We start from the raw sequence: 18850 nt of genomic DNA, 5'->3' as shown, positions 1-18850 counted from the left end.
GATACATGGGCTCTATTTTACGCGTAGAGACGATAAAGCTTCAATGGATCATGTTATGGATTCTCATTATATTAGATGCGGTCATAAATTCTTTAATGGGAGTCCTGGAACTGAACGATTTGAAGCAGTTTTTTTCGCCCAGCTGGTTAACTTTATATACTTATTCAGCGCAATTTCACTCTATGTTTTTTTATCCGCTCTATTGTGGAATTATCGCTTCTCTTTTGTGTGCGTATGAGCATCGGGATGGGGGATGGAAGATTTTATTAAGCAGCCCGTATCCTCGTCAGCAAATTTATTATGCAAAATATATATTGCTCATTCTCATACTGGGTCTTGATCAGCTTATATTTATAGTAGGCTATTTTGTAAGTGGAAATATAGCAGGTGCTCCAGGAGAAATCCCTTGGTCTGTCGTTCTTTCTACCGGTTTGGGGGGGTGGCTCGGGATTTTTCCCCTGGCAGCACTACAGCTTATGCTCTCGATAAAAATTCGGAATTTTGGAGCTTCTCTGGGAATGTCTATTTGTTGTGTGGTTCCTAATATTGTCATAACAGGCTTTCACTCTTCCATAGGTGCGTGGTTTCCTTTTACGATTCCTTATTATATTATGATGCCGCAAACAGCGACTTATGCACCCAGAGTTGAGCCTTACAGCCTCGGCTTGATTGTCATTTTTACGTTTTTAGCCTATCTGTATGGTGGGAAAAAGATGTTTGTGAATAGGGACTGGTTGTAGTTAGGATAGCATGAGGATGTAATCCCAACCGATCTCTTTGTTCTCAGAAACACTTAATAAAGCAGCTGCAATCCCAGCAACGCCTTCAAGCATGCCCGCTTTTGTCAGCCAAGTCAAAGAGCCATCTGACCTTGGCTCGGGGTCCAGATATCCAAGTGGGCTATCCATTTGAAAGCGATCAAGCAGACAATTCGTTAACTGTTGAATAAGCGGGAGAAATGCAGGCTCTTTACTGTGACGCCACATTCGCCAAGAGATGGTAAGTAATCCGGCAAGACCGTGACAGAGTGCAGAAGAGTCCATTTCCCGCTTAGCTATCTCATAGGAGATTGCACCGACACAAGCTTTCACAGCTGATTTTTGCAGTTCCACATTATGGAGAGCCTTTCCGGCAAGAAATAGGGAACAGGTGATGCCGGGTGTACCGTAGCACCATGCTTCTCTTGCTCGTTCCAAATCAAACCGCAGAGAGCCTGTTTCAGCTTCAAATGGAACAATATGAGGCCAGTAGCTACCATATTCATCCTCATATTTATACTTAAGCAACCATTCCGTAATGGTTTCAATCGCTTGATATTGGCCTTTTACTTCAATTCCAGAACTATAAGCTACAGATAATAAAGCCAACGGTCCAGGAATGCCATGTGCCATTCCACAATTGAAATTGCCCAGAGGATAGTTACGTTTATCCCGGTCTAAAAATTGAAACTTTTGTGGGGAGTACCACCCTGGGACATAATGATTGTGAATATGTATGGGATGTGTAAGATCGGTAAGAAATTGAAGAATTGGCTCAACAAGAGGAGTACAAATAGGATTGGTTGAGTTTATCAAAATATATCTTCCAATCCCGGAAGCTCCCGAAATGGTGTCAAAGGATTGCATGGGCATACCTTCGTGAAGACTTAATTGTTCTGTGTTCGACTGAAGCCATTGCTCTGTTAGAGGCATCATCCATTGATGTATTTGCTGTGAAAAATTGCTGTAGTATTCTCCATAATTAGAAGCCTCTCTTACGGACGCAGCAATGCCTGCCCAGCCACTGTAAAGAGAGAGGTCGTGAAGACCATTTATAGCAAGTGAGGATTGGATCTGAGCCATATTTAAATGTATGGCTCTATTCCAATCATACGAAAGGTCTGTAGCACGCCATTGCGATAGTAAATGAATGTTACCAGGATAACCATGCGAAAGTGAGGTTTCTCCCCATGGGTGGTACTTTGTTTCTGGCGAAACATTGTGTTCCGAATGGACTGCTGAATAGACGGATTCGGGCTCGCACAGACGTAAAGCAATTTTTTTACTAATATCTCTTGCACGAACTTGGTCGGATTGTTGTATAACAAAACTATCAATTTTCATATGAAAGCCTCCATTATATTTTCCCTCATTATATTGTCACTAAAATCTAGTGTGCTGTCCTTAAAAATACTAAAAAGTAATAAAGGTTTATCTTAAATGTATTCGTTGAAATTAAGACAAATGTAAGAAATATATAAAGTCTAGTTAAGATTATATAACTTATAATAAAATTGTAAAAAATAAAAGGAGGTAACAAGATGAAAAATCAATTTGATCTGGACTTGCAAGTAGCCAAAAATGAGGTTGCTCCAAAAGGGGTTCAACCAGCCAGTGGTCTTATCTGTACTCCTTCATGTGCAACAGGTACTTTGAATTGTCAAGTTAGTCTTACCTTCTGCAAAACGTGTTAATAACGAAAATACATGGAAAAAAGGCACGGTTTCTATAACCGTGTCTTTTCCAGTTATGAAAATGAGGGAAGGATTTATGGCTGAAGATTTGCAGGGGAGATCAGTTGAAATCAGTAAGTATATAGCACAAAAGCTAATAGACCTATCATATACAGAAAAGATAGTTAATCATGCAAACAACCTTTCACCTTCACGTGGAAATTCCCCTTGGAATCCTAGCTCGCTTGCCGATGGAATTCCGGGTGTGTTAGTGCTGTTGTCCGAATGGGGATACCTGGAGCCTGATCAAAATTGGGCAGAGCATGTGCATAGTCAGTTACGGTACTTAGATGCTAACTCTCTATTATTATTACCTCGTATTTCTCTTTATTATGGAACAACAGGAGTAGCTTATGGCATATTGTTAGCTTCCAATAACAGAGCTAATTATAACAAACTAATCTCTCAGCTTAATAAGTATATTGAAGTAAAGTGGGGGGATTTACCTGTAATTGGCACAACTACGGAGTTCAGTAGGCAAATGGATATTATCAATGGACTGCTTGGAGTGGGCAGATACACTCTGGAGGTTGCTGAAGACAAGGCGATGTGTGATCTGTCTCGTCAATTATTAGATACCATTACGCACTTTATACCTGAATATATACATTTGTCGTCAAGGGAAGATTCGGCTTCAATCCATCTAGGTTTGGCGCATGGTATCACCGGAATACTTGCACTGCTTGTCACTGCCCTACAAAAAAAGATCAAAGTTGAAGGACTACATGAGGCTATAAAACATATAGCCGATTTTTTGCTTATTCAAATTCAGGAGGATCAATATGGCTGGTATTGGCCTGTAAACTCTCAAGCGCCTTCAATGAACAAGAGAGAGAAAAAAGTAGGGATGAGAGAAATTGAAGGCTGGTGTCATGGAACCTTTGGAATAGGTTGGACATTATTCAGAGCAGGAATTGAGTGCAGTAATGAAGAATGGAAAAAGATAGCGGAAAAAGCTATGCAATCCATATTTTGCTTAGATGATGAGCTACTAAACGCGCTATCCCCTACTTTCTGTCACGGGTTGGCTGGTTTGCTTCATATAGCTCATAGATTCTATAACTTAACCGACAATATAGCAGCGTTACATTTTGCCGATCAGATAGCTTTAAAGTTAGTAAATTTATACGATGAAGAGCTCCCATTTGGATATCAGGATTTGGAGGGGACAACTCATGTTCATAATGTAGGAATACTGCAAGGGGCAACAGGGATTGCGTTAAGTTTACTGGACTATGGAATTGGGAAAGAACATCCTAAATATTCAGGGAGATGGAGTGAATTGTTTCTAATTTCTTAAGGGTGCTACCTTATTGCTTTATCTGAAGCATTGGTTTTGGGGGGATTAGATGAAACAAAAATTTATGGTTATATCATCTTTTAGGAAGATTAAGCATTTTTTTGAGACTTTAAACACTCCAGAAAACATTCGAATCATGTTTTATGATTCGCTTTACCAGGCTATACCGGAGATTGATGAGCAGTGTATCGGTGTAGCTTTGAATCAGGATCATGTAACGCTAGAGGACTTGTCTTACTGGCACAGCATTAAAGAAAAATTTACGGTTCCATTTATCTTTCTTTCCTATCATAGTGATGACCAACGGCAATTGGATCTCCTCAAACAATTGTTTTCAATGGCTTCACCTGAATATGGAATGGAAAGAGAACAGCAGGCTATTAGTTTATCACCCAATGTCATTTTTGATCCTGCTGGAAAGGTTATTTGGAAGCAAGGGCATGAGCATACGCTGACTATGATGGAATTCCGATTATTAATGTATCTTCTTACTGCAAAAGAGTGTGCTTCTACGATTGATCACATTATAGACAGAGTCTGGGGAGTGGATGCTTTTACTACGTCTAATACGGTGTATGTGCACATCCGAAAATTGAGAGAGAAAATAGAAGATGATCCAAGTCATCCAAAAATTTTGGTAACATGTCATGGAATCGGTTACAAGTTGAATATATTTCCTAAAAACTTGGAGGTGGTCAGTTGTGAAGAGACAACTGCATTATACTGATGCGCAAAAACTACATAATGAAGTGAGAGATCGGGATGAAAGATGGTTTAGTGCATGTGATTTCTTTCTAATCAGAGCTCCATTACTACCGCTAGACCGATATTTTCAGGTGTTTTCGGATCAAGATGTGGACAGCCAGCTTACTTTGGAGGAAATAACTCGTCGATTAAAGTTGATATCCCAAGAAGCTGTTGTTCAAGAAGCCATATCATTAGCCTCTCCGTCCCTAATGCAGTTTTTACATTACTTGAATGATGGCCATGCTTTGGATGATAAAGGAGAGCTACAAAAGTATGAGAAGACGCTGAACAGCTTTTATCGGTATTTTATTCGGATGACTACCCGAACGACTCCATTTGGGTTGTTTTCAGGAGTGGGGCAGGGGATTTGCGGAAAGACTACCGATCTGGATATTGGTAGCTATCCTAAGCATCTGAAGAGAGCCAGACCCGACATGGAATGGATATATAAACTGATTCAAAAAATAGAAGCTGATCCGGCCATATTTAATCAACTAAAGGTCTTCCTAAACAAAACGGTTATGATCAAAGGAAATCGAGCCAAATTACCATTCCGACCTAAGCATGGAGCAGCAGAAGCTGATGATTCGGCAGAAATTTTTAATTCCATTCGGTTTACTGACGTTGTTCGAATGACGTTTGAAGCTGCTGAACATCCAATTCGGGTGATGGAACTCAAAGAAATACTATTAAAGGCATTCCCTGACGCTACTTTGGAAATCATATCTGATTATTTGCAGCAACTAGTAGAGCAAGAGTTTATCTTGAGCGAGCTTAGACCTCCGTTAATGGATCATTCACCCTTCCATTACATATTCGAAAAAATTAGAAAACTGGACATTTCCGATCCTTGGGTTCACATTTTACACGAAATTGATGCCTTATTACTTCAATATAATCAATGTACAATTGGAGAAGGAGAGAAGGTCTACCGGAAATTATGTGACAAAATGCTGGATATCATTTCTGTTAAAACACCTGTACAAGTTGATGTTAAATTGGATAAAGATGTAACTCTGCCGAAACATGTACTTGATGAGGTTTCATTAGGGGCTGAAGTCATGTGCAAATTATATGCATCCCCCAAAACGGACGAATTGGATGAATATTTGAATCGTTTCTTGGAAAAGTACGGTGTGTATCAGGAGGTTCCTATTCATGAACTGTTTGATGAGGATTGGGGTCTGGGTATACCGGAAATGTATCGTTCAAATGAAAAAAAATCAATGGGCATGGAGGCATTTAAACGCAACGCTGTTCTCTTTCAATGGGTTTCGAATGCCATTTCTAATCATGAAATAGAACTCGCCCTTACAGATGAACAGTTAGAGCAACTGATGATTTCTGATAACTACGACACTTCCCCAGAATCAATGGAGATCTATTATAGTATATTTGCTGATTCTCCTGAAAAAGTTGATTCTGGAGACTATTCGCTTTTACTTGGAGCCAGTGCTGGCTCGAATAGAGCGGGTAAAACCTTTGGACGTTTTCTGGATATGTTGAGTGAGGAGTTTGTACAAAAATTCTCTGAAATATATGATCATCACCGATGCTTTCATCCCGATGCGTTATTGTCAGAGATGGTTTTTATGCCGGAACAGGGGAAAATATCTAATATCTCATTAAGCAAAAATTTAATGGCATATGAGATTGTGTCGGGAACCACCTCTTCTAAAGATGAGGACCATACGCTCTGTATTGATGATTTAGTGGTGGGTGCTACTCATGATCGTTTTTATGTCAAGTCTAGACGTTTGGGTAAGGAAATAATCCCCTTGCAAACACACATGCTGAATTACAAGCTTTCACCACATATATTCAGATTTCTAACGGATATTACCAATAAAGAGATTGGTACGTGGTCTTATTTTGACTGGGGGCCATTAGAGCAATCCCCTTTTTTGCCAAGACTAGTATATAAAAAGATCATTATTAGTGCTGCGCAGTGGAAACTGAGCAAAGCTTCATTGAATATTTCAGAATCATGCGAGTCCAAAGAAGGAGAAGCACTTTTCCATGTGTGGAGACAACAATGGAATGTACCGCGTTATGTTTACCTAACGATGGGGGATAATCGCCTTTTATTAGACCTATGCAACCTTTTCCATATCAAAGAATTGCTACATGAGGTGAGCAAGACACGTGAAGGACAGGAACTTCTTCTTACCGAGTGTTTGGGTAATCCCTTCCATACCCCAGTACAGGGGACGGCAGGAAGATATATGGGAGAATTTGTGTTTCCACTAAAGAAGAAAAAAATAAAGGTGAAACCGAGTATCCCTAGTTCACAAAACCATATTGTTTCTCAAAACTTCATTGCTCATACTCCTTCCAGCATTCATAGAGGCATATTTCCAGGAGGGGAGTGGCTATACCTTAAATTGTACGGAGTCAAGGAAAGAGAGACTGACCTGGTAGGCTTAAGCCTAGGGCATCTCTTAAAACAGCCGGGGTTTAAGGATTGGAGTCAAAAATTTTACTTTTTGCGATACGTTGATCCTGAACATCATATCCGCCTACGGTTTCAGGGAGAGCCCGATAAGCTATGGACAGCTGGTTTGGCGCAGTTAAATCAGTGGGCAGCCGAGTTACGTGAAGAGGGGCTAATAACGAATATGGTCATAGATACATACCATCCTGAATTGGAGAGGTATGGAGGACAGACACTTATGGAGCTGGCAGAACAGGTTTTTGACGTGGATAGTCAATGGGTCATCGCCTATATGAAGGGAATTCGCTCTAATGCTTTCAATCTGGACATAGAGATTGCGGCTGTGATGAACATTATTCATTATCTGAGTGGTTTTGGTTTAACGATTCAGGAGCAAGTGAAATGGCTAGAAGAGAGAATTGATTGCAAGCCTCATATGAAGGCATTCAGGGATGTCAAAAAAACATTGATTACCGCTGTAGAATCGAATTATGAATGGATTGGACAAACAGATACGAACACACAGGTTGCTTTCTTAGCGCTTGTAGAAAAAAGACAGGCTATGATTCAGCAGTATGCTCAAGCGATTATCCTGGCTAAAAATAATCACGAGCTTACCAATCATCCTGATGATATTTTGGGCAGTATCATTCATATGCATTTGAATCGTCTGCTTGGTGTAAATAGGGAGCGAGAAATAAAATGTATGGCTTTAGCTAAGCACACAGTAGCTAACCTTTTGCATCGGAAAGGGGTAAGCTATGTCACAGTCTGATGGACAAACCAATGACCTGATCTCTTTGTCCTATAAAAATATATTTCGTACCTTTTTATTTTGGCCTCGTATATTCAGGCTGCTTTGGGACACACATCCTTCCTTTTTGATTGCTATACTCATTACGAATTTATTGAAGGGTGCAATTCCTGCTGTGATCCTTTTAACTACGAGAGAATTAATCAACAGTGTCGTGGCCGGAGCGTCAGGGGGAAGCTTTCAACCTGTTTTTATAGCTTTTGGCGTCTTGATCGGTGTCAATTTGCTGTACGATCTGATCAATATTGGCGAAAGCTTTTTTCGTAAAATGTTTCAAAGCCGGCTATCGAACCAGGTAAATATCAAAATTATTGAAAAAGCACAAAAGATGTCTTTGCAGTCGTTTGAGGATGCAGATGTGCAAAATATGCTTCAACGTGCTCAGGGAGAGGCAGATTTCAGGCCGTTTGAAATATTTACTCAAATCCTTGCCATTATTAGCAGTGTTGTAACCTTATTTTCGACGGGTGCGATTCTCATCGCATGGAGATGGTGGGCATTCTTATTCATTTTTCTCATTCCATGCTTATCATTTTATTCTTTTTTACGTATCGGGCAAAGAGAATTTAATGTTCACTTTCAAAGAGCAGGAAGACAACGTGAATCTTGGTATTTGTCGTTTTTAGTGACAAGAGATAATAGTTTTAAAGAAGTGAAAATATTTCAATTGGGAGACTATCTGCGAAAAAGATATAAAACGATACTCGAAGGGTTTTATCGCGAGGATAAAGTGCTAGCGGTTCGTAGATCCTATACTTCTCTTGTATTTCAGATTGTAAATCAGGGTGCGTGTGCATTTATTATTTTCATGGCCATACAAGCCACTTATGTTGGTCAAATTTTAGTGGGGAACTTGGTGAGCTTAATTCAGGGTATCACGTTAACCCAGTCAACATCGCAGAGCATTGTACAAGGGATTTTAAGCTTGTGTCAAAATAATTTGTATATCAAGCAGCTATTTGACTTTTTGGATATGCCGGAAGAGGCAAAAATACAAAAAACGGTTCAGCAATTGCCTTTGTCCACTATTCATAGTATTGAATTTCGGAATGTATCGTTTAGATACCCGAACACGGAGGAGAATGCCATTTCTAATGTTAGCTTCAAGCTTCATCAAGGAGAGAAGCTGGCCATTGTAGGGAGAAATGGATCGGGTAAATCAACGATCGTGAAGTTACTAACTCATCTGTATTCCGATTTTGAAGGAGAAATATTAATTAATGGATACTCTATACATGAATTGGATAAAGACATTTTTAGAGAAAAGATAGGCGTTGTTTTTCAGGATTTTGTACATTATGAGATGGCTGTTAGAGATAATATAGGCTTTGGTAATGTGGCTTCCAGAGAAAATGATGAGGCTATTTGGACAGCTATAGATAAGGCGGGGATTACAGATTTGATAGTCGGCCTGCCTGATAAAATGAATACCTTGCTTGGAAAATGGTTTGAAGATGGACAGCAGCTATCTGGAGGACAGTGGCAGCGTATTGCAATAGCCAGGGCTTTTATGAGAAATGCCGATATATATGTCTTGGATGAACCGAGCTCTTTTTTGGATCCACATGCGGAGAAAGAGGTTTTTCAAAAGTTTGATCAGCTTATTTATGAGAAAATTGGAGTGTTTATATCCCACAGATTGTCCTCCGCACGTATGGCGGATACCATTATTTTAATGGAGGAAGGCAGAATTGTAGAAGCAGGTAGCCATGAACGCTTAATGGATATAGACGGAGTGTATGCAGAAATGTTCAGGCTTCAAGCCTCCTCGTATCTTTCACAACGAGAATGTGACTTTGAGGAAGAAGATCTGTCGCCCTCGTTAGTAAGGACGACAGGTGGATCATAAGAAATGGCAGATGCCCTCCTATTGTAGGAGGGTAATTTTTATCTTCACCACAATAGTCGAACTAAAGCCATACTCACAATACCGACAACGACGGTAGCCAGCAGGTTTTTGCTCCACAAGGCGGTCACTAGCGTAGGAAGAACAGCCATAAGCACTTGCCCATTAAGAGTGACGGAGGATTCGGTTCGGACGAGCAAATTCTCCATCACGAGGGCCGTGAATATGCAGATGGGAATATAGGAAAGCCATTGTAGCACTGGTTTGGGAAGCGCCAGCCTTTGCAGCACGACAAAGGGAATGATCCTTGGGATGGCTGTGACAAACATGGCACCGATAATGATATACAGGACATTGGGATTAATGCTCATTTGTCGGTTAACACTCCAATCGTTGCGGTGATCATGGTTGCTACAATGACGGCGATATGTGATGGCACCCACCAGGCCAAAAGGTACATCAGAACAGCCATACATAGCACAAGCAGCAGACGATGCTTGAGTTTGGAGGTCTGGACACTTTGGAGCTGGGAAATAAGCAGGGCAAGGAACATCGCAGGCAAGGCAAAGTCCAGACCAAAAGCCTCCGGCTGGGAAATCCAGTTCCCGAGAACCCCTCCCGCCACACAGGATACAATCCAGGCGAGATAAGCTGTAATATTAAGTCCGTTCATCCAGCGGTCACTGACCTGCCCGCCTTTAGCCAATTTATCCGACGCTACTCCAAAGGATTCGTCCGTCAAAAGAGCGCCGATGCCTATGTTTTTCCACAATGAATATTTAGAAAAGTAAGGAGCCAGCGACGCACTTAACAGCAGATGACGAGCATTCACAATGAATGTCGTTAAAATAATGACGGATGGAGGACTGGCTGCAGCCAGCATCGAGCACATAATAAACTGAGAGGCTCCGGCGTATACAAGCGCCGACATGAAGGCAATTTCCATGGTGCTAACCCCTGATGAGGCACCCACAATGCCTGCCGCGAACCCAATACATACATAACCGAGCAATGTAGGAATACAATCTTTAACCCCATGTAAAAAGCTGAGTGAATCAGGCTTCGTTCCGCTCAACTCCGAAGCTATGGACATTTTAACCTTACCCCCAGTGTATAAATTTTATAATAGTATATAACGTAAGTTGTAAAGTATCAATATATTATACGTTTGTACGTTATGTTGAATAATTTCTATAGCGAACACACAGGGAGAATGTTTATTTTATTGCTTTTTAGAACTTGACCCTATGATCTCTATAGTGAAAAGAAACTTGCAGTCTATTATGCACTACAAGCATCCACGATCTGATTTATGAAGAATTATTCAAACTACCGATGTTATTATGGAAGGACATTTCAGTACAAGGATCGCGCAGAAGTGATTGTAAAAGAAGGACTTCAAAAAGTGGCCATACTAAAACAAGAAGGATAGAGATGAATATGAACAGATGTAGAGGACAAGGACGTATACCTAATGGAATCCGCGCTGGTGCTTCAGCCCGGTAAGGAAGATAAAGAGCTTCAGCGAAAAAAGAGCATCAACAAAATTGAAACGCTTCCATCTTAGTGTTATTATAATTTTCATAAAGAGAGATAGGGGGAGGGAGATGCCAAGTATTAAAGATGTAGCTAGCTTAGCTGGCGTAGCTGTAGGAACTGTATCCCGAGTTATTAACAACTCGGGCTCTGTAAAACCAGATACACGCAGAAAAGTGGAGGAAGCTATACAAGAACTGAATTATTTTCCTAATGAAGTCGCTCGAAATTTTAAGATGAGGAAATCCAAGATGGTGGCCTTGCTGCTTCCAAGTATTTGGCATCCTTTTTTTTCTGAACTGGCTTATTACATTGAGGATGAGTTGGATCGGGAAGGCTTTAAGCTCATGTTATGTAATAGCGGCGGCAAGCCCGAAAAGGAACTGTATTATCTGGATATGCTACGGCAAAACAAAGTGGCTGGTATTGTCGGCATTACTTACAATGATATAGAGAATAGCGTAAGCAATGACATTCCGATTGTAAGTATTGATAGGCACTTCAACAAAAAAATTACCTGTGTGACCTCCGATAATTATGAGGGAGGGCGTCTGGCTTTGAGGGAGCTTGTTAAAGTGGGAGCCCAGAAACCGGCTTTTATGGGAAGCGTCACTTCCGTTTTCAGTGAAACCATGAATCGGAGAAAAGGTTTCATTCATGAGGCGCAAACATTGGGAGTCGATTATGTAATCTACGAGAAGCCCGACCCTATAGTGGATGACGATGCCTATTTTAACGAGTTCCTAAATGAGCATCGCGATGTGGACGGCATTTTCGCTATTACCGATATGTTAGCCGCCAACTATATAGAAAGAGCACGCAGGCAGGGCATTCGCGTTCCAGAGGATGTAAAGGTTATCGGCTACGACGGGATTCAGGATCATCCTTATTTTCATCCGATATTGTCTACAATCAGGCAGCCAGTGGAGGAGATGGCACGTATGACAATCAGACTGCTTTATAAGAAAATCGAAGGTGAAACTTTAGATCAGCAAGTGTATCGTCTCCCCATTGTCTTCAAGCAAGGCGAAACTACATAATTTTATTGTAAAAATATTAGCTCATTCGGTCGATTCATAGTAGGGATCTACTAACTGACGTTTTTCTTACAGCAAATTGGAAACGTTTCAAAAGTGAAAACATCCTAGTTCAAGAAAGGGGGTGTAATAGTGAATTCAAGAACTAGCGAGTCGGATCATTCTGGATCAAGCCAAATCGAAAAATATGGAACCGGATCAAACGCGACTATTCCTTAAACATTCAAACTTCAAACTTTTTTCTTTTGGCAGAAGAAAGATATCTCAGTTCTTCCCGATATTTCGCCACGGTTCTGCGTGATAGATGCAAACCTTCCTTTCCCAGCAGGGTAGTAAGAGCCTGATCCGATAAAGGTTTTTGCTTGTCCTCATCATCTATCAAATTTTTGATACGCTTTTTTGCACTCTCCGATGAAGCCGCATCTCCGTCGGCTGACGTCAAGGAGGAAGTAAAGAAGAATTTGAGTTCGAACAATCCGCGAGGCGTCTGTATAAATTTATTACTGACCGCCCTGCTGACCGTGGATTCGTGTAAGCCCGTCTTATCGGCAATCTCCTTTTGGGTGATTGGTTTGAGGAAATACACGCCATGCTCAAAAAAATCCTGCTGCTTTTCCACAATGGCCTTGGCAACCCGTAGAAGGGTCAGCCGACGTTGCTTCAGGCTATTGATCAGCCATTTTGCCGTATTCATCTTCTCATGGATAAAACGTTTGGTTTCACTATTCGGTAGATCCTGCATCATTTGCCGGTAAAAAGGGTTGATCTCAACCCGCGGCGCACTAATGTCATTAATCAGGACAAGATATTCCCCGTTGGCTTTTTCGACCGTTATATCTGCTATGATGTATTGCTGCTCTTTATGAGCAAATGCTGCGCCCGGGCATGGATTTAGCTTGCGAATTCGATCGGCCATCTGTATAACCTCTTGCCTACCGATTTCAAGAGCATCCGCAATTTTTTGTATCCGATTGTTCGCCAGATCGGCCAGATGGTTGCTTACCATTCTGACTATGCATTCATCATCCATGCCAGCAAGCTGGAGCTGGAGAAGAAGACATTCTTCCAAGCTGTAAGAGGCGATCCCCGGTGGATCAAAACTCTGTATCACCAAGAGCATATCCTCAATTTCGGCTATGGGAACGTCCAATAGTGAGGCGACTGTTGGAACATCAAGTTCTAAATATCCCATTTCGTTCAAATTGCCAATGAGGTACCGTGCCACCATGCGCTGTGAATTTGTAAGCCCACATACCAGTCCAAGCTGCCTGTTCAGATGTTCAAACAGGGTATCATTCGGATTGGGGACAAAATCCAGAAATGTAACGGGGTTTGCTCGTTGGACCGATGGATATTTTTCTCCGCCACGATAATGTTCAAGCAGATCTCCTTGATCTTTCTGTGAAAACCGCTCTGCTTCTTCTTTGATACTGCCTATGGACATATTAAACTCCGGCAAATCAATGACTGGATTATCGTTCGCCTGTTCATGCAGAAAGGATATTAAATCAGCCGAAGAATATTGCAAGATCGTGATTGCTTGTCGCAATTCGGGCGTCATAACCAGCTTGAATCCTTGTTCCTGTTGTAATCCATATCGTATCATTGACTTATTCAAACTCCTTTTCCGTGCATTTCCAGTACAAATTCACAGTCAGTCATTTATGAAAGATCTACTTCTCTAAGCCTATGCAATTCTCCTGCCTAGATGTTAACGTTACCGAGTAATTTTATCTGATAGAAACGATTCATAAACAAGCCAAAGCTTGTCGTAATAAGTAACAGTTATTATGTGTGTTGTATTTTTGGTTATATACACTATCTTTCTTGTATACTCATTCATTGAATAACAAAATACACTGGAGCTGGAGGAATCATTTATGGAAACTTATAAAATTGTCTGCATTGACATTGACGGGACGCTGCTTAACTCGGCGCATCAAATCACGGAAGCAACCAAAGAAACCATTCTCCAGGTTATAAATGATAAGCAGATTCCAGTGGTTCTTGTCTCTGCGCGAATGCCAAAAGCAATTATTCCATTGCAGAAGCATCTTGGTATTTCTGAGCCTCTCATATGCTACAGTGGGGCACTTGTTATAGATAAACACGGGAACAAGCTGAACACCCGTTATATAGATAAGCAAATGACACAGCGTTTGCTTGACAGCCTGGCTGCCTATGATCTTCACGTAAGCCTGTATAAGGATGATGAGTGGTATATTGAGCAATTGGATGCATGGGCGCTTCAAGAACGTGACATCACCAATATCGAGCCTCGCATTTATAGTTTTTCTAAGCTTACCAATGGTTGGAGGGAAGAGACTGATGGAACCAGTAAAATTTTGTGCATGGGTGATCCCGAAGAGATCAGACGCGTCCTTCAAGTATTGCGACCCGTATACGGCGAAGAAGTAAATCTCTACTTATCCAAGCCTACTTATCTGGAAATCATGTCAAAAAAGGCTTCCAAAACGGCAGCCATTCAAATTCTGCTAAAAGAGTACCAACTGAAACAAAGCGATTGTCTGGCTATGGGTGACAACTACAATGATATCGACATGCTGGCCTTTGCGGGACTGGGCATTGCCATGGAAAATGCTCCCCTTGAGGTCAAAGCTGCTGCCAACACCGTTACTCTCTCGAATGACGAGGATGGAGTAGCTCATGCGCTGAAAAACCATATTCTGTTCCCTAAATAAGCAGGTTGAAATCAATTTCCAATGACTGATTCAGGCTGGAGGAATACAGGTGAAAAGAATAGATAAGATTTTAGAGTATATTGCCGAAAGCACCAAGAAAATTTCCAAAGAGGCTTTATTTGCGGGGGAAGGGATTACGGCTGCGGAAATTGCTGATGATCAAAAGATGCTGAGAAACAATGTGAGCAAAGAGTTGAATAATCTGCTGCGTGACGATTTAATCCTTAAAATCAAAGGAAGACCGGTCAGATTTCTGCACAAGCAGATTATCGAGGACACCTTTCGGGTTCGGCTGAAAGAGAAACAAATTGAGGTCAAAAGCATCAAAGAGGTATTGCTGCCTGACGAACAGGTCGATCCATTCCATGCCTTGATCGGTTTCAGGGGCAGCATGCGTAACCAGGTTGAGCAGGGGAAGGCAGCGATTCTGTATCCTCCTAGAGGTCTGCATACACTGATAGTCGGGCAGACGGGTGTTGGAAAAACTATGTTTGCCAGGTTGATGTACCATTATGGCAAGTATATGAAGCGGTTTTCAGAGCATGCGCCATTTATCGTTTTTAACTGCGCTGATTATTTCAATAACCCCCACTTGCTACTTTCCCACATCTTTGGTCACGTTAAAGGGGCGTTTACAGGCGCTGATCATGAAAAAGCAGGGCTGGTGGAGAAAGCTGACGGAGGCATCCTGTTTTTGGATGAGATTCACCGTTTACCCCCGGAAGGCCAGGAAATGATTTTCTATTTCATGGATACTCACACCTATAACAAATTGGGCGAAACGGATCGAAAAAGAGATGCGAGTGTATTATTGATTGGAGCTACGACGGAGGATCCCGGATCATCCATGCTGAAAACCTTCATTAGGCGCATACCCATCACAATCAATATCCCTTCCCTTCAGGAACGTGCTATTGAGGAGCAAATGCTGATTTTGAAGCATTTGTTTGCTAACGAGGCCAATAGGGTAAACAAGCCGATTAGGATTGAATCAGAGGTAGTAAGAGCACTGATCGGCAGCGTCACCTACGGCAATATCGGCCAGTTAAAGTCGAACATCCAGCTGGTATGCGCGAAAGGTTTTTTAAACAGCATACATGAAAACAAAGAAGAAATAGGACTTGATTTTAAAAACCTGCCGGGAAATATCCGAGATGGTTTGTTTAATATTGATAAAACGCAATATAAGATGAAGGAAATCGGATGTATTTCCTCGGGCCTATACATTACTCCAGAAGGAAGAAAAGCTTTGGATGAAGAGGTTGTTTCCGAGCTGCCGTTTAACCTTTACAAATTAATTGAAGACAAGATTGGCATGCTGAAGGAAGAAGGGCTAGACGACGCCTACATCCACAGATTTATTGCTACGGATGTCAATATCCATATTAAAAGCTTTTATAACCGTTTTTATAACACCAAGGGGAGCAGGGAACGAATTCTGAAAATTGTGGACAAAGACATCCTTGAATTCTCCGAGCAGATTAAGGAAATGGCCAAAAAGGAACTAAACCGAATTTACAGCGAGAGATTCGTGTATGCTTTCAGTCTTCATTTAAGCGCCTTTTTCAAGCGCACCAGAGAGAAAAAATACGGTGATGCACGAATCTATGAACCGATGAATGACCATAATGAAGAGTACAGACTGGCCCAGACTATCAAAAGTTTGATCGAATCTAAGTTCGGTGTACATGTACCGGAGGCCGAAATAACTTATATGGCGATTCTTCTGAAATCTGTTGAGGAGGAACGACAGGGTAGTGTGGGAATTATTGTGGCAGCACACGGCACCAGTACAGCGAGCAGCATCGTCGGCGTCGTAGACAGCTTGCTGGGCAGTTCTAATCTTTGCGCTGTTGATATGCCCCTCGATGTCAGTCCTAGGGAAATTTTGGAGCTTATTATCGATAAAGTAAAGAGCATTGACCGTGGTAGAGGCGTGTTGCTGCTGGTTGATATGGGCTCTTTGCTCAATCTTGAAGAAACTATTATGGAACGTGTGGGAATCAATGTAAAGACCATTGATATGGTTTCAACTCCGCTCACGCTGGAGGCTGTCCGAAAGGCCAGTGTTTTTGACATGGGGATAGAGGAGATATACCAATCGCTAAAGGATTTCAGGGGATATAACAATAGCAGCGCCGCAGTGAAAGTAGTTCATAAGGCAATTGTGACGGTTTGCTCCTCCGGCAAAGGTGCAGCGGTCAAATTGAAAGAGTTTGTGGAGAAAATTGTCTGCGATTTGACGGATGAGGAAATACTGGTTGTCCCGGCAAACGTAAGGGAGTTGGATAAAGTGGTCCAGGATATGCGGTCTAAGCGAACAATTCTTGCCGTGATTGGAGTAAAACGGCCAAGCGAGCCGGAAATCCCGTTTATTCCCTTGGAAAAGCTGATTGAAGCAAGCGGTGAGCAGACATTGAGAGAGCTACTGCTGAATAACAAACAGATCCCTGCTGTGGATCAAAGTGTAGTCGTCAGGGAGTTATGCGAGGAAAGTCTGAAAGAATTTATGACTTATTTGAATCCCCACAAAGTTCTGGGCATGGTGATGAGATTTGTGCAAGAGCTGGAACTTGGATTGGAAGTCAAATTTGATTATGCAACAAAAGTCCAAATTTCTACTCACACAGCTTATGCGCTGGAACGCATGGTTATTCGCGATGGACTTGTTTATCAGGGGGAAGTGGAAAAGCTCGACCAGCGCATATTCGAGGTGGTAAACCGTTCATGCAGCATATTTGTTTCTGGTATGAATCTTATACTTTCTGATGACGAAAAATATTATATTTGCGAAATGTTGAGCGAAGTATATAACTTTATTCCACAGTAATGGTCAAAGAGTATAAAACGCTTTCATATGTGTATGAAAGCAGTGGGGATTGATAAATAATGATCTGTTCAGACTGGAAAAAAACCTCCGACGCAACGGGGGTTTTTTTGTTGTTTACAAAATTTCCTCTGATCTATACAGAAGTTTGGCACAGAACTTGCATCATAGATATATGTGGAGAGAAACAAAGGGGGTGAGACAGATGATCGGTGTAATTGTTGGGACACACGGGAAATTTTCTGAAGAAATACTGAGGTCAACAGAAATGGTTTTCGGCCAATTGGATAATGTGGCAGGTGTTACGTTTGAACCAGGTGAAAGTGTCAGCGGACTTGTAGAGAAGTATAAGGCTGCGTTGGCATCGCTGGATTGGACGGACGGTGTTATCTTCCTTGTTGATCTATTCGGCGGCAGTCCTTATAATGCTGCCAGCCGAATTGCAGTTAACCATGAAAAAATGGATATTGTGACAGGAGTAAACCTGCCAATGATCGTTGACCTTCTTGCAAACAGAGGAATTGAACAAGTGGAGAATTTGGTAAATTTAGCGATCCATGCGGGGCACGATTCCATGATGTCTTTTCGTGCCATTCGAAACAATCAATTAGAGGAGGAATTATAGAATGGAAATTGCATTAGTTCGTATTGATGACCGTCTGATTCACGGTCAGGTGGCGACCGTTTGGGTGAAAGAAGCGAAGTGCAACAAGATTATCGCCGTTAGCGATGAAGTCGCAGCGGATACATTACGCAAAACCTTATTGCTTCAGGTGTCGCCGCCTGGAATCAAGGCGTATGTCGTAACGATTAACAAAGCGATAGAGGCTTATAATAACCCCAAATACAATGATTTTAAAACATTGTTTCTCTTTACCAACCCTACGGATGTACTGCGGGTTGTGGAAGGGGGAGTACCCATCCGCTCGGTGAATGTTGGAGGAATGTGTTTTAAGGAAGGAAAGACACAGATTACCGGGGCGGTATCCGTAAACCAACAGGATGTAGATGCATTTCGTAAGCTGCATGAAAAAGGCATTGAGCTGGAAATCAGAAAAGTAGCCAGTGATCCGAAAATCAACTTGATTACCAAACTGCAGGATATGTGATCGTAAA

15 protein-coding genes are annotated in these 18850 nt (G+C 41.6%); 11 read left to right on the top strand and 4 right to left on the bottom strand.

The features are described 5' to 3' along the window. Positions 1-5: 5 nt before the first annotated feature. Positions 6-740 carry an ABC transporter permease gene (locus tag C1T21_RS10640; RefSeq protein WP_103048210.1) on the top strand — a complete coding sequence of 245 codons (735 nt, stop codon included), beginning with the start codon at positions 6-8 and terminating at the stop codon, positions 738-740. On the opposite strand, the gene C1T21_RS10635 is transcribed toward C1T21_RS10640, so the two are convergent. Further along, positions 741-2102: a lanthionine synthetase C family protein gene (locus tag C1T21_RS10635; protein WP_103048209.1), complete on the bottom strand. Its 1362-nt coding sequence runs from the start codon at positions 2100-2102 to the stop codon at positions 741-743. 197 nt (positions 2103-2299) lie between these two features. On the opposite strand from C1T21_RS10635, the gene C1T21_RS10630 reads away from it, so the two are divergent. From C1T21_RS10630 to C1T21_RS10610, 5 genes are all read left to right on the top strand, one after another. After that, complete coding sequence (locus tag C1T21_RS10630; protein WP_103048208.1) at positions 2300-2452, top strand: FDLD family class I lanthipeptide; 153 nt, start codon at positions 2300-2302, stop codon at positions 2450-2452. Between the two features lie 76 nt (positions 2453-2528). Next, a complete protein-coding gene (locus C1T21_RS10625) occupies positions 2529-3791 on the top strand; it encodes a lanthionine synthetase C family protein (RefSeq protein ID WP_103048207.1) in 1263 nt (420 codons plus the stop codon). Positions 3792-3840: 49 nt separating this feature from the next. Beyond that, positions 3841-4518 carry a winged helix-turn-helix domain-containing protein gene (locus tag C1T21_RS10620; RefSeq protein ID WP_103048206.1) on the top strand — a complete coding sequence of 226 codons (678 nt, stop codon included), beginning with the start codon at positions 3841-3843 and terminating at the stop codon, positions 4516-4518. After that, on the top strand, positions 4493-7747 hold the full coding sequence (locus C1T21_RS10615; RefSeq protein WP_103048205.1) for a lantibiotic dehydratase: 3255 nt from the start codon (positions 4493-4495) through the stop codon (positions 7745-7747). Before C1T21_RS10620 ends, C1T21_RS10615 begins: the two co-directional genes overlap by 26 nt. Before the next feature lie 154 nt (positions 7748-7901). Continuing rightward, positions 7902-9635 carry an ABC transporter ATP-binding protein gene (locus tag C1T21_RS10610; protein ID WP_258012419.1) on the top strand — a complete coding sequence of 578 codons (1734 nt, stop codon included), beginning with the start codon at positions 7902-7904 and terminating at the stop codon, positions 9633-9635. A 44-nt stretch (positions 9636-9679) separates the two neighbouring features. Here the strand turns inward: C1T21_RS10610 and C1T21_RS10605 are convergent, their stop codons facing one another. Both C1T21_RS10605 and C1T21_RS10600 read right to left on the bottom strand, forming a co-directional pair. Further along, positions 9680-10003, bottom strand: coding sequence for an AzlD domain-containing protein (locus C1T21_RS10605; RefSeq protein WP_103048203.1), 324 nt, complete (start codon positions 10001-10003; stop codon positions 9680-9682). Then, a complete protein-coding gene (locus C1T21_RS10600) occupies positions 10000-10725 on the bottom strand; it encodes an AzlC family ABC transporter permease (protein ID WP_103048202.1) in 726 nt (241 codons plus the stop codon). The genes C1T21_RS10605 and C1T21_RS10600 overlap by 4 nt, the downstream gene beginning before the upstream one ends. A 514-nt stretch (positions 10726-11239) precedes the next feature. On the opposite strand from C1T21_RS10600, the gene C1T21_RS10595 reads away from it, so the two are divergent. Beyond that, positions 11240-12208 carry a LacI family DNA-binding transcriptional regulator gene (locus tag C1T21_RS10595; protein ID WP_103048201.1) on the top strand — a complete coding sequence of 323 codons (969 nt, stop codon included), beginning with the start codon at positions 11240-11242 and terminating at the stop codon, positions 12206-12208. Positions 12209-12428: 220 nt separating this feature from the next. On the opposite strand, the gene rpoN is transcribed toward C1T21_RS10595, so the two are convergent. Continuing rightward, the gene (gene rpoN, locus C1T21_RS10590; protein WP_103048200.1) at positions 12429-13811 is read right to left on the bottom strand and encodes an RNA polymerase factor sigma-54; all 1383 of its coding nucleotides are present in this window, start codon (positions 13809-13811) and stop codon (positions 12429-12431) included. Between the two features lie 274 nt (positions 13812-14085). On the opposite strand from rpoN, the gene C1T21_RS10585 reads away from it, so the two are divergent. From C1T21_RS10585 to C1T21_RS10570, 4 genes are all read left to right on the top strand, one after another. Further along, positions 14086-14907, top strand: a complete 822-nt coding sequence (locus tag C1T21_RS10585; RefSeq protein WP_103048199.1) for a Cof-type HAD-IIB family hydrolase — start codon at positions 14086-14088, stop codon at positions 14905-14907. Positions 14908-14956: 49 nt separating this feature from the next. Further along, positions 14957-17737: a sigma-54-dependent transcriptional regulator gene (locus tag C1T21_RS10580; protein WP_103048198.1), complete on the top strand. Its 2781-nt coding sequence runs from the start codon at positions 14957-14959 to the stop codon at positions 17735-17737. 202 nt (positions 17738-17939) lie between these two features. Then, the gene (locus tag C1T21_RS10575; RefSeq protein WP_103048197.1) at positions 17940-18359 is read left to right on the top strand and encodes a PTS sugar transporter subunit IIA; all 420 of its coding nucleotides are present in this window, start codon (positions 17940-17942) and stop codon (positions 18357-18359) included. A 1-nt stretch (position 18360) separates the two neighbouring features. Further along, positions 18361-18843: a mannose/fructose/sorbose PTS transporter subunit IIB gene (locus C1T21_RS10570; protein ID WP_103048196.1), complete on the top strand. Its 483-nt coding sequence runs from the start codon at positions 18361-18363 to the stop codon at positions 18841-18843. Positions 18844-18850 lie beyond the last annotated feature (7 nt).

The organism is Paenibacillus sp. F4 (genome assembly GCF_002894905.1).
Taxonomy (GTDB): Bacteria; Bacillota; Bacilli; order Paenibacillales; family Paenibacillaceae; genus Paenibacillus; species Paenibacillus polymyxa_B.
The sequence above is the reverse complement of the archived record's forward strand: the minus strand, read 5'-3'. Positions and strand labels throughout refer to the sequence as shown.

Excerpts from the sequence above, each read along its gene's own strand:
- C1T21_RS10620 (WP_103048206.1), top strand. The coding sequence starts at position 3,841 with ATGAAACAAAAATTTATGGTTATATCATCTTTTAGGAAGATTAAGCAT.
- C1T21_RS10575 (WP_103048197.1), top strand. The coding sequence starts at position 17,940 with ATGATCGGTGTAATTGTTGGGACACACGGGAAATTTTCTGAAGAAATA.
- C1T21_RS10570 (WP_103048196.1), top strand. The coding sequence starts at position 18,361 with ATGGAAATTGCATTAGTTCGTATTGATGACCGTCTGATTCACGGTCAG.
- C1T21_RS10585 (WP_103048199.1), top strand. The coding sequence starts at position 14,086 with ATGGAAACTTATAAAATTGTCTGCATTGACATTGACGGGACGCTGCTT.
- C1T21_RS10625 (WP_103048207.1), top strand. The coding sequence starts at position 2,529 with ATGGCTGAAGATTTGCAGGGGAGATCAGTTGAAATCAGTAAGTATATA.
- C1T21_RS10595 (WP_103048201.1), top strand. The coding sequence starts at position 11,240 with ATGCCAAGTATTAAAGATGTAGCTAGCTTAGCTGGCGTAGCTGTAGGA.
- C1T21_RS10630 (WP_103048208.1), top strand. The coding sequence starts at position 2,300 with ATGAAAAATCAATTTGATCTGGACTTGCAAGTAGCCAAAAATGAGGTT.
- rpoN (WP_103048200.1), bottom strand. The coding sequence starts at position 13,811 with ATGATACGATATGGATTACAACAGGAACAAGGATTCAAGCTGGTTATG.
- C1T21_RS10600 (WP_103048202.1), bottom strand. The coding sequence starts at position 10,725 with ATGTCCATAGCTTCGGAGTTGAGCGGAACGAAGCCTGATTCACTCAGC.
- C1T21_RS10640 (WP_103048210.1), top strand. The coding sequence starts at position 6 with ATGGGCTCTATTTTACGCGTAGAGACGATAAAGCTTCAATGGATCATG.
- C1T21_RS10635 (WP_103048209.1), bottom strand. The coding sequence starts at position 2,102 with ATGAAAATTGATAGTTTTGTTATACAACAATCCGACCAAGTTCGTGCA.
- C1T21_RS10605 (WP_103048203.1), bottom strand. The coding sequence starts at position 10,003 with ATGAGCATTAATCCCAATGTCCTGTATATCATTATCGGTGCCATGTTT.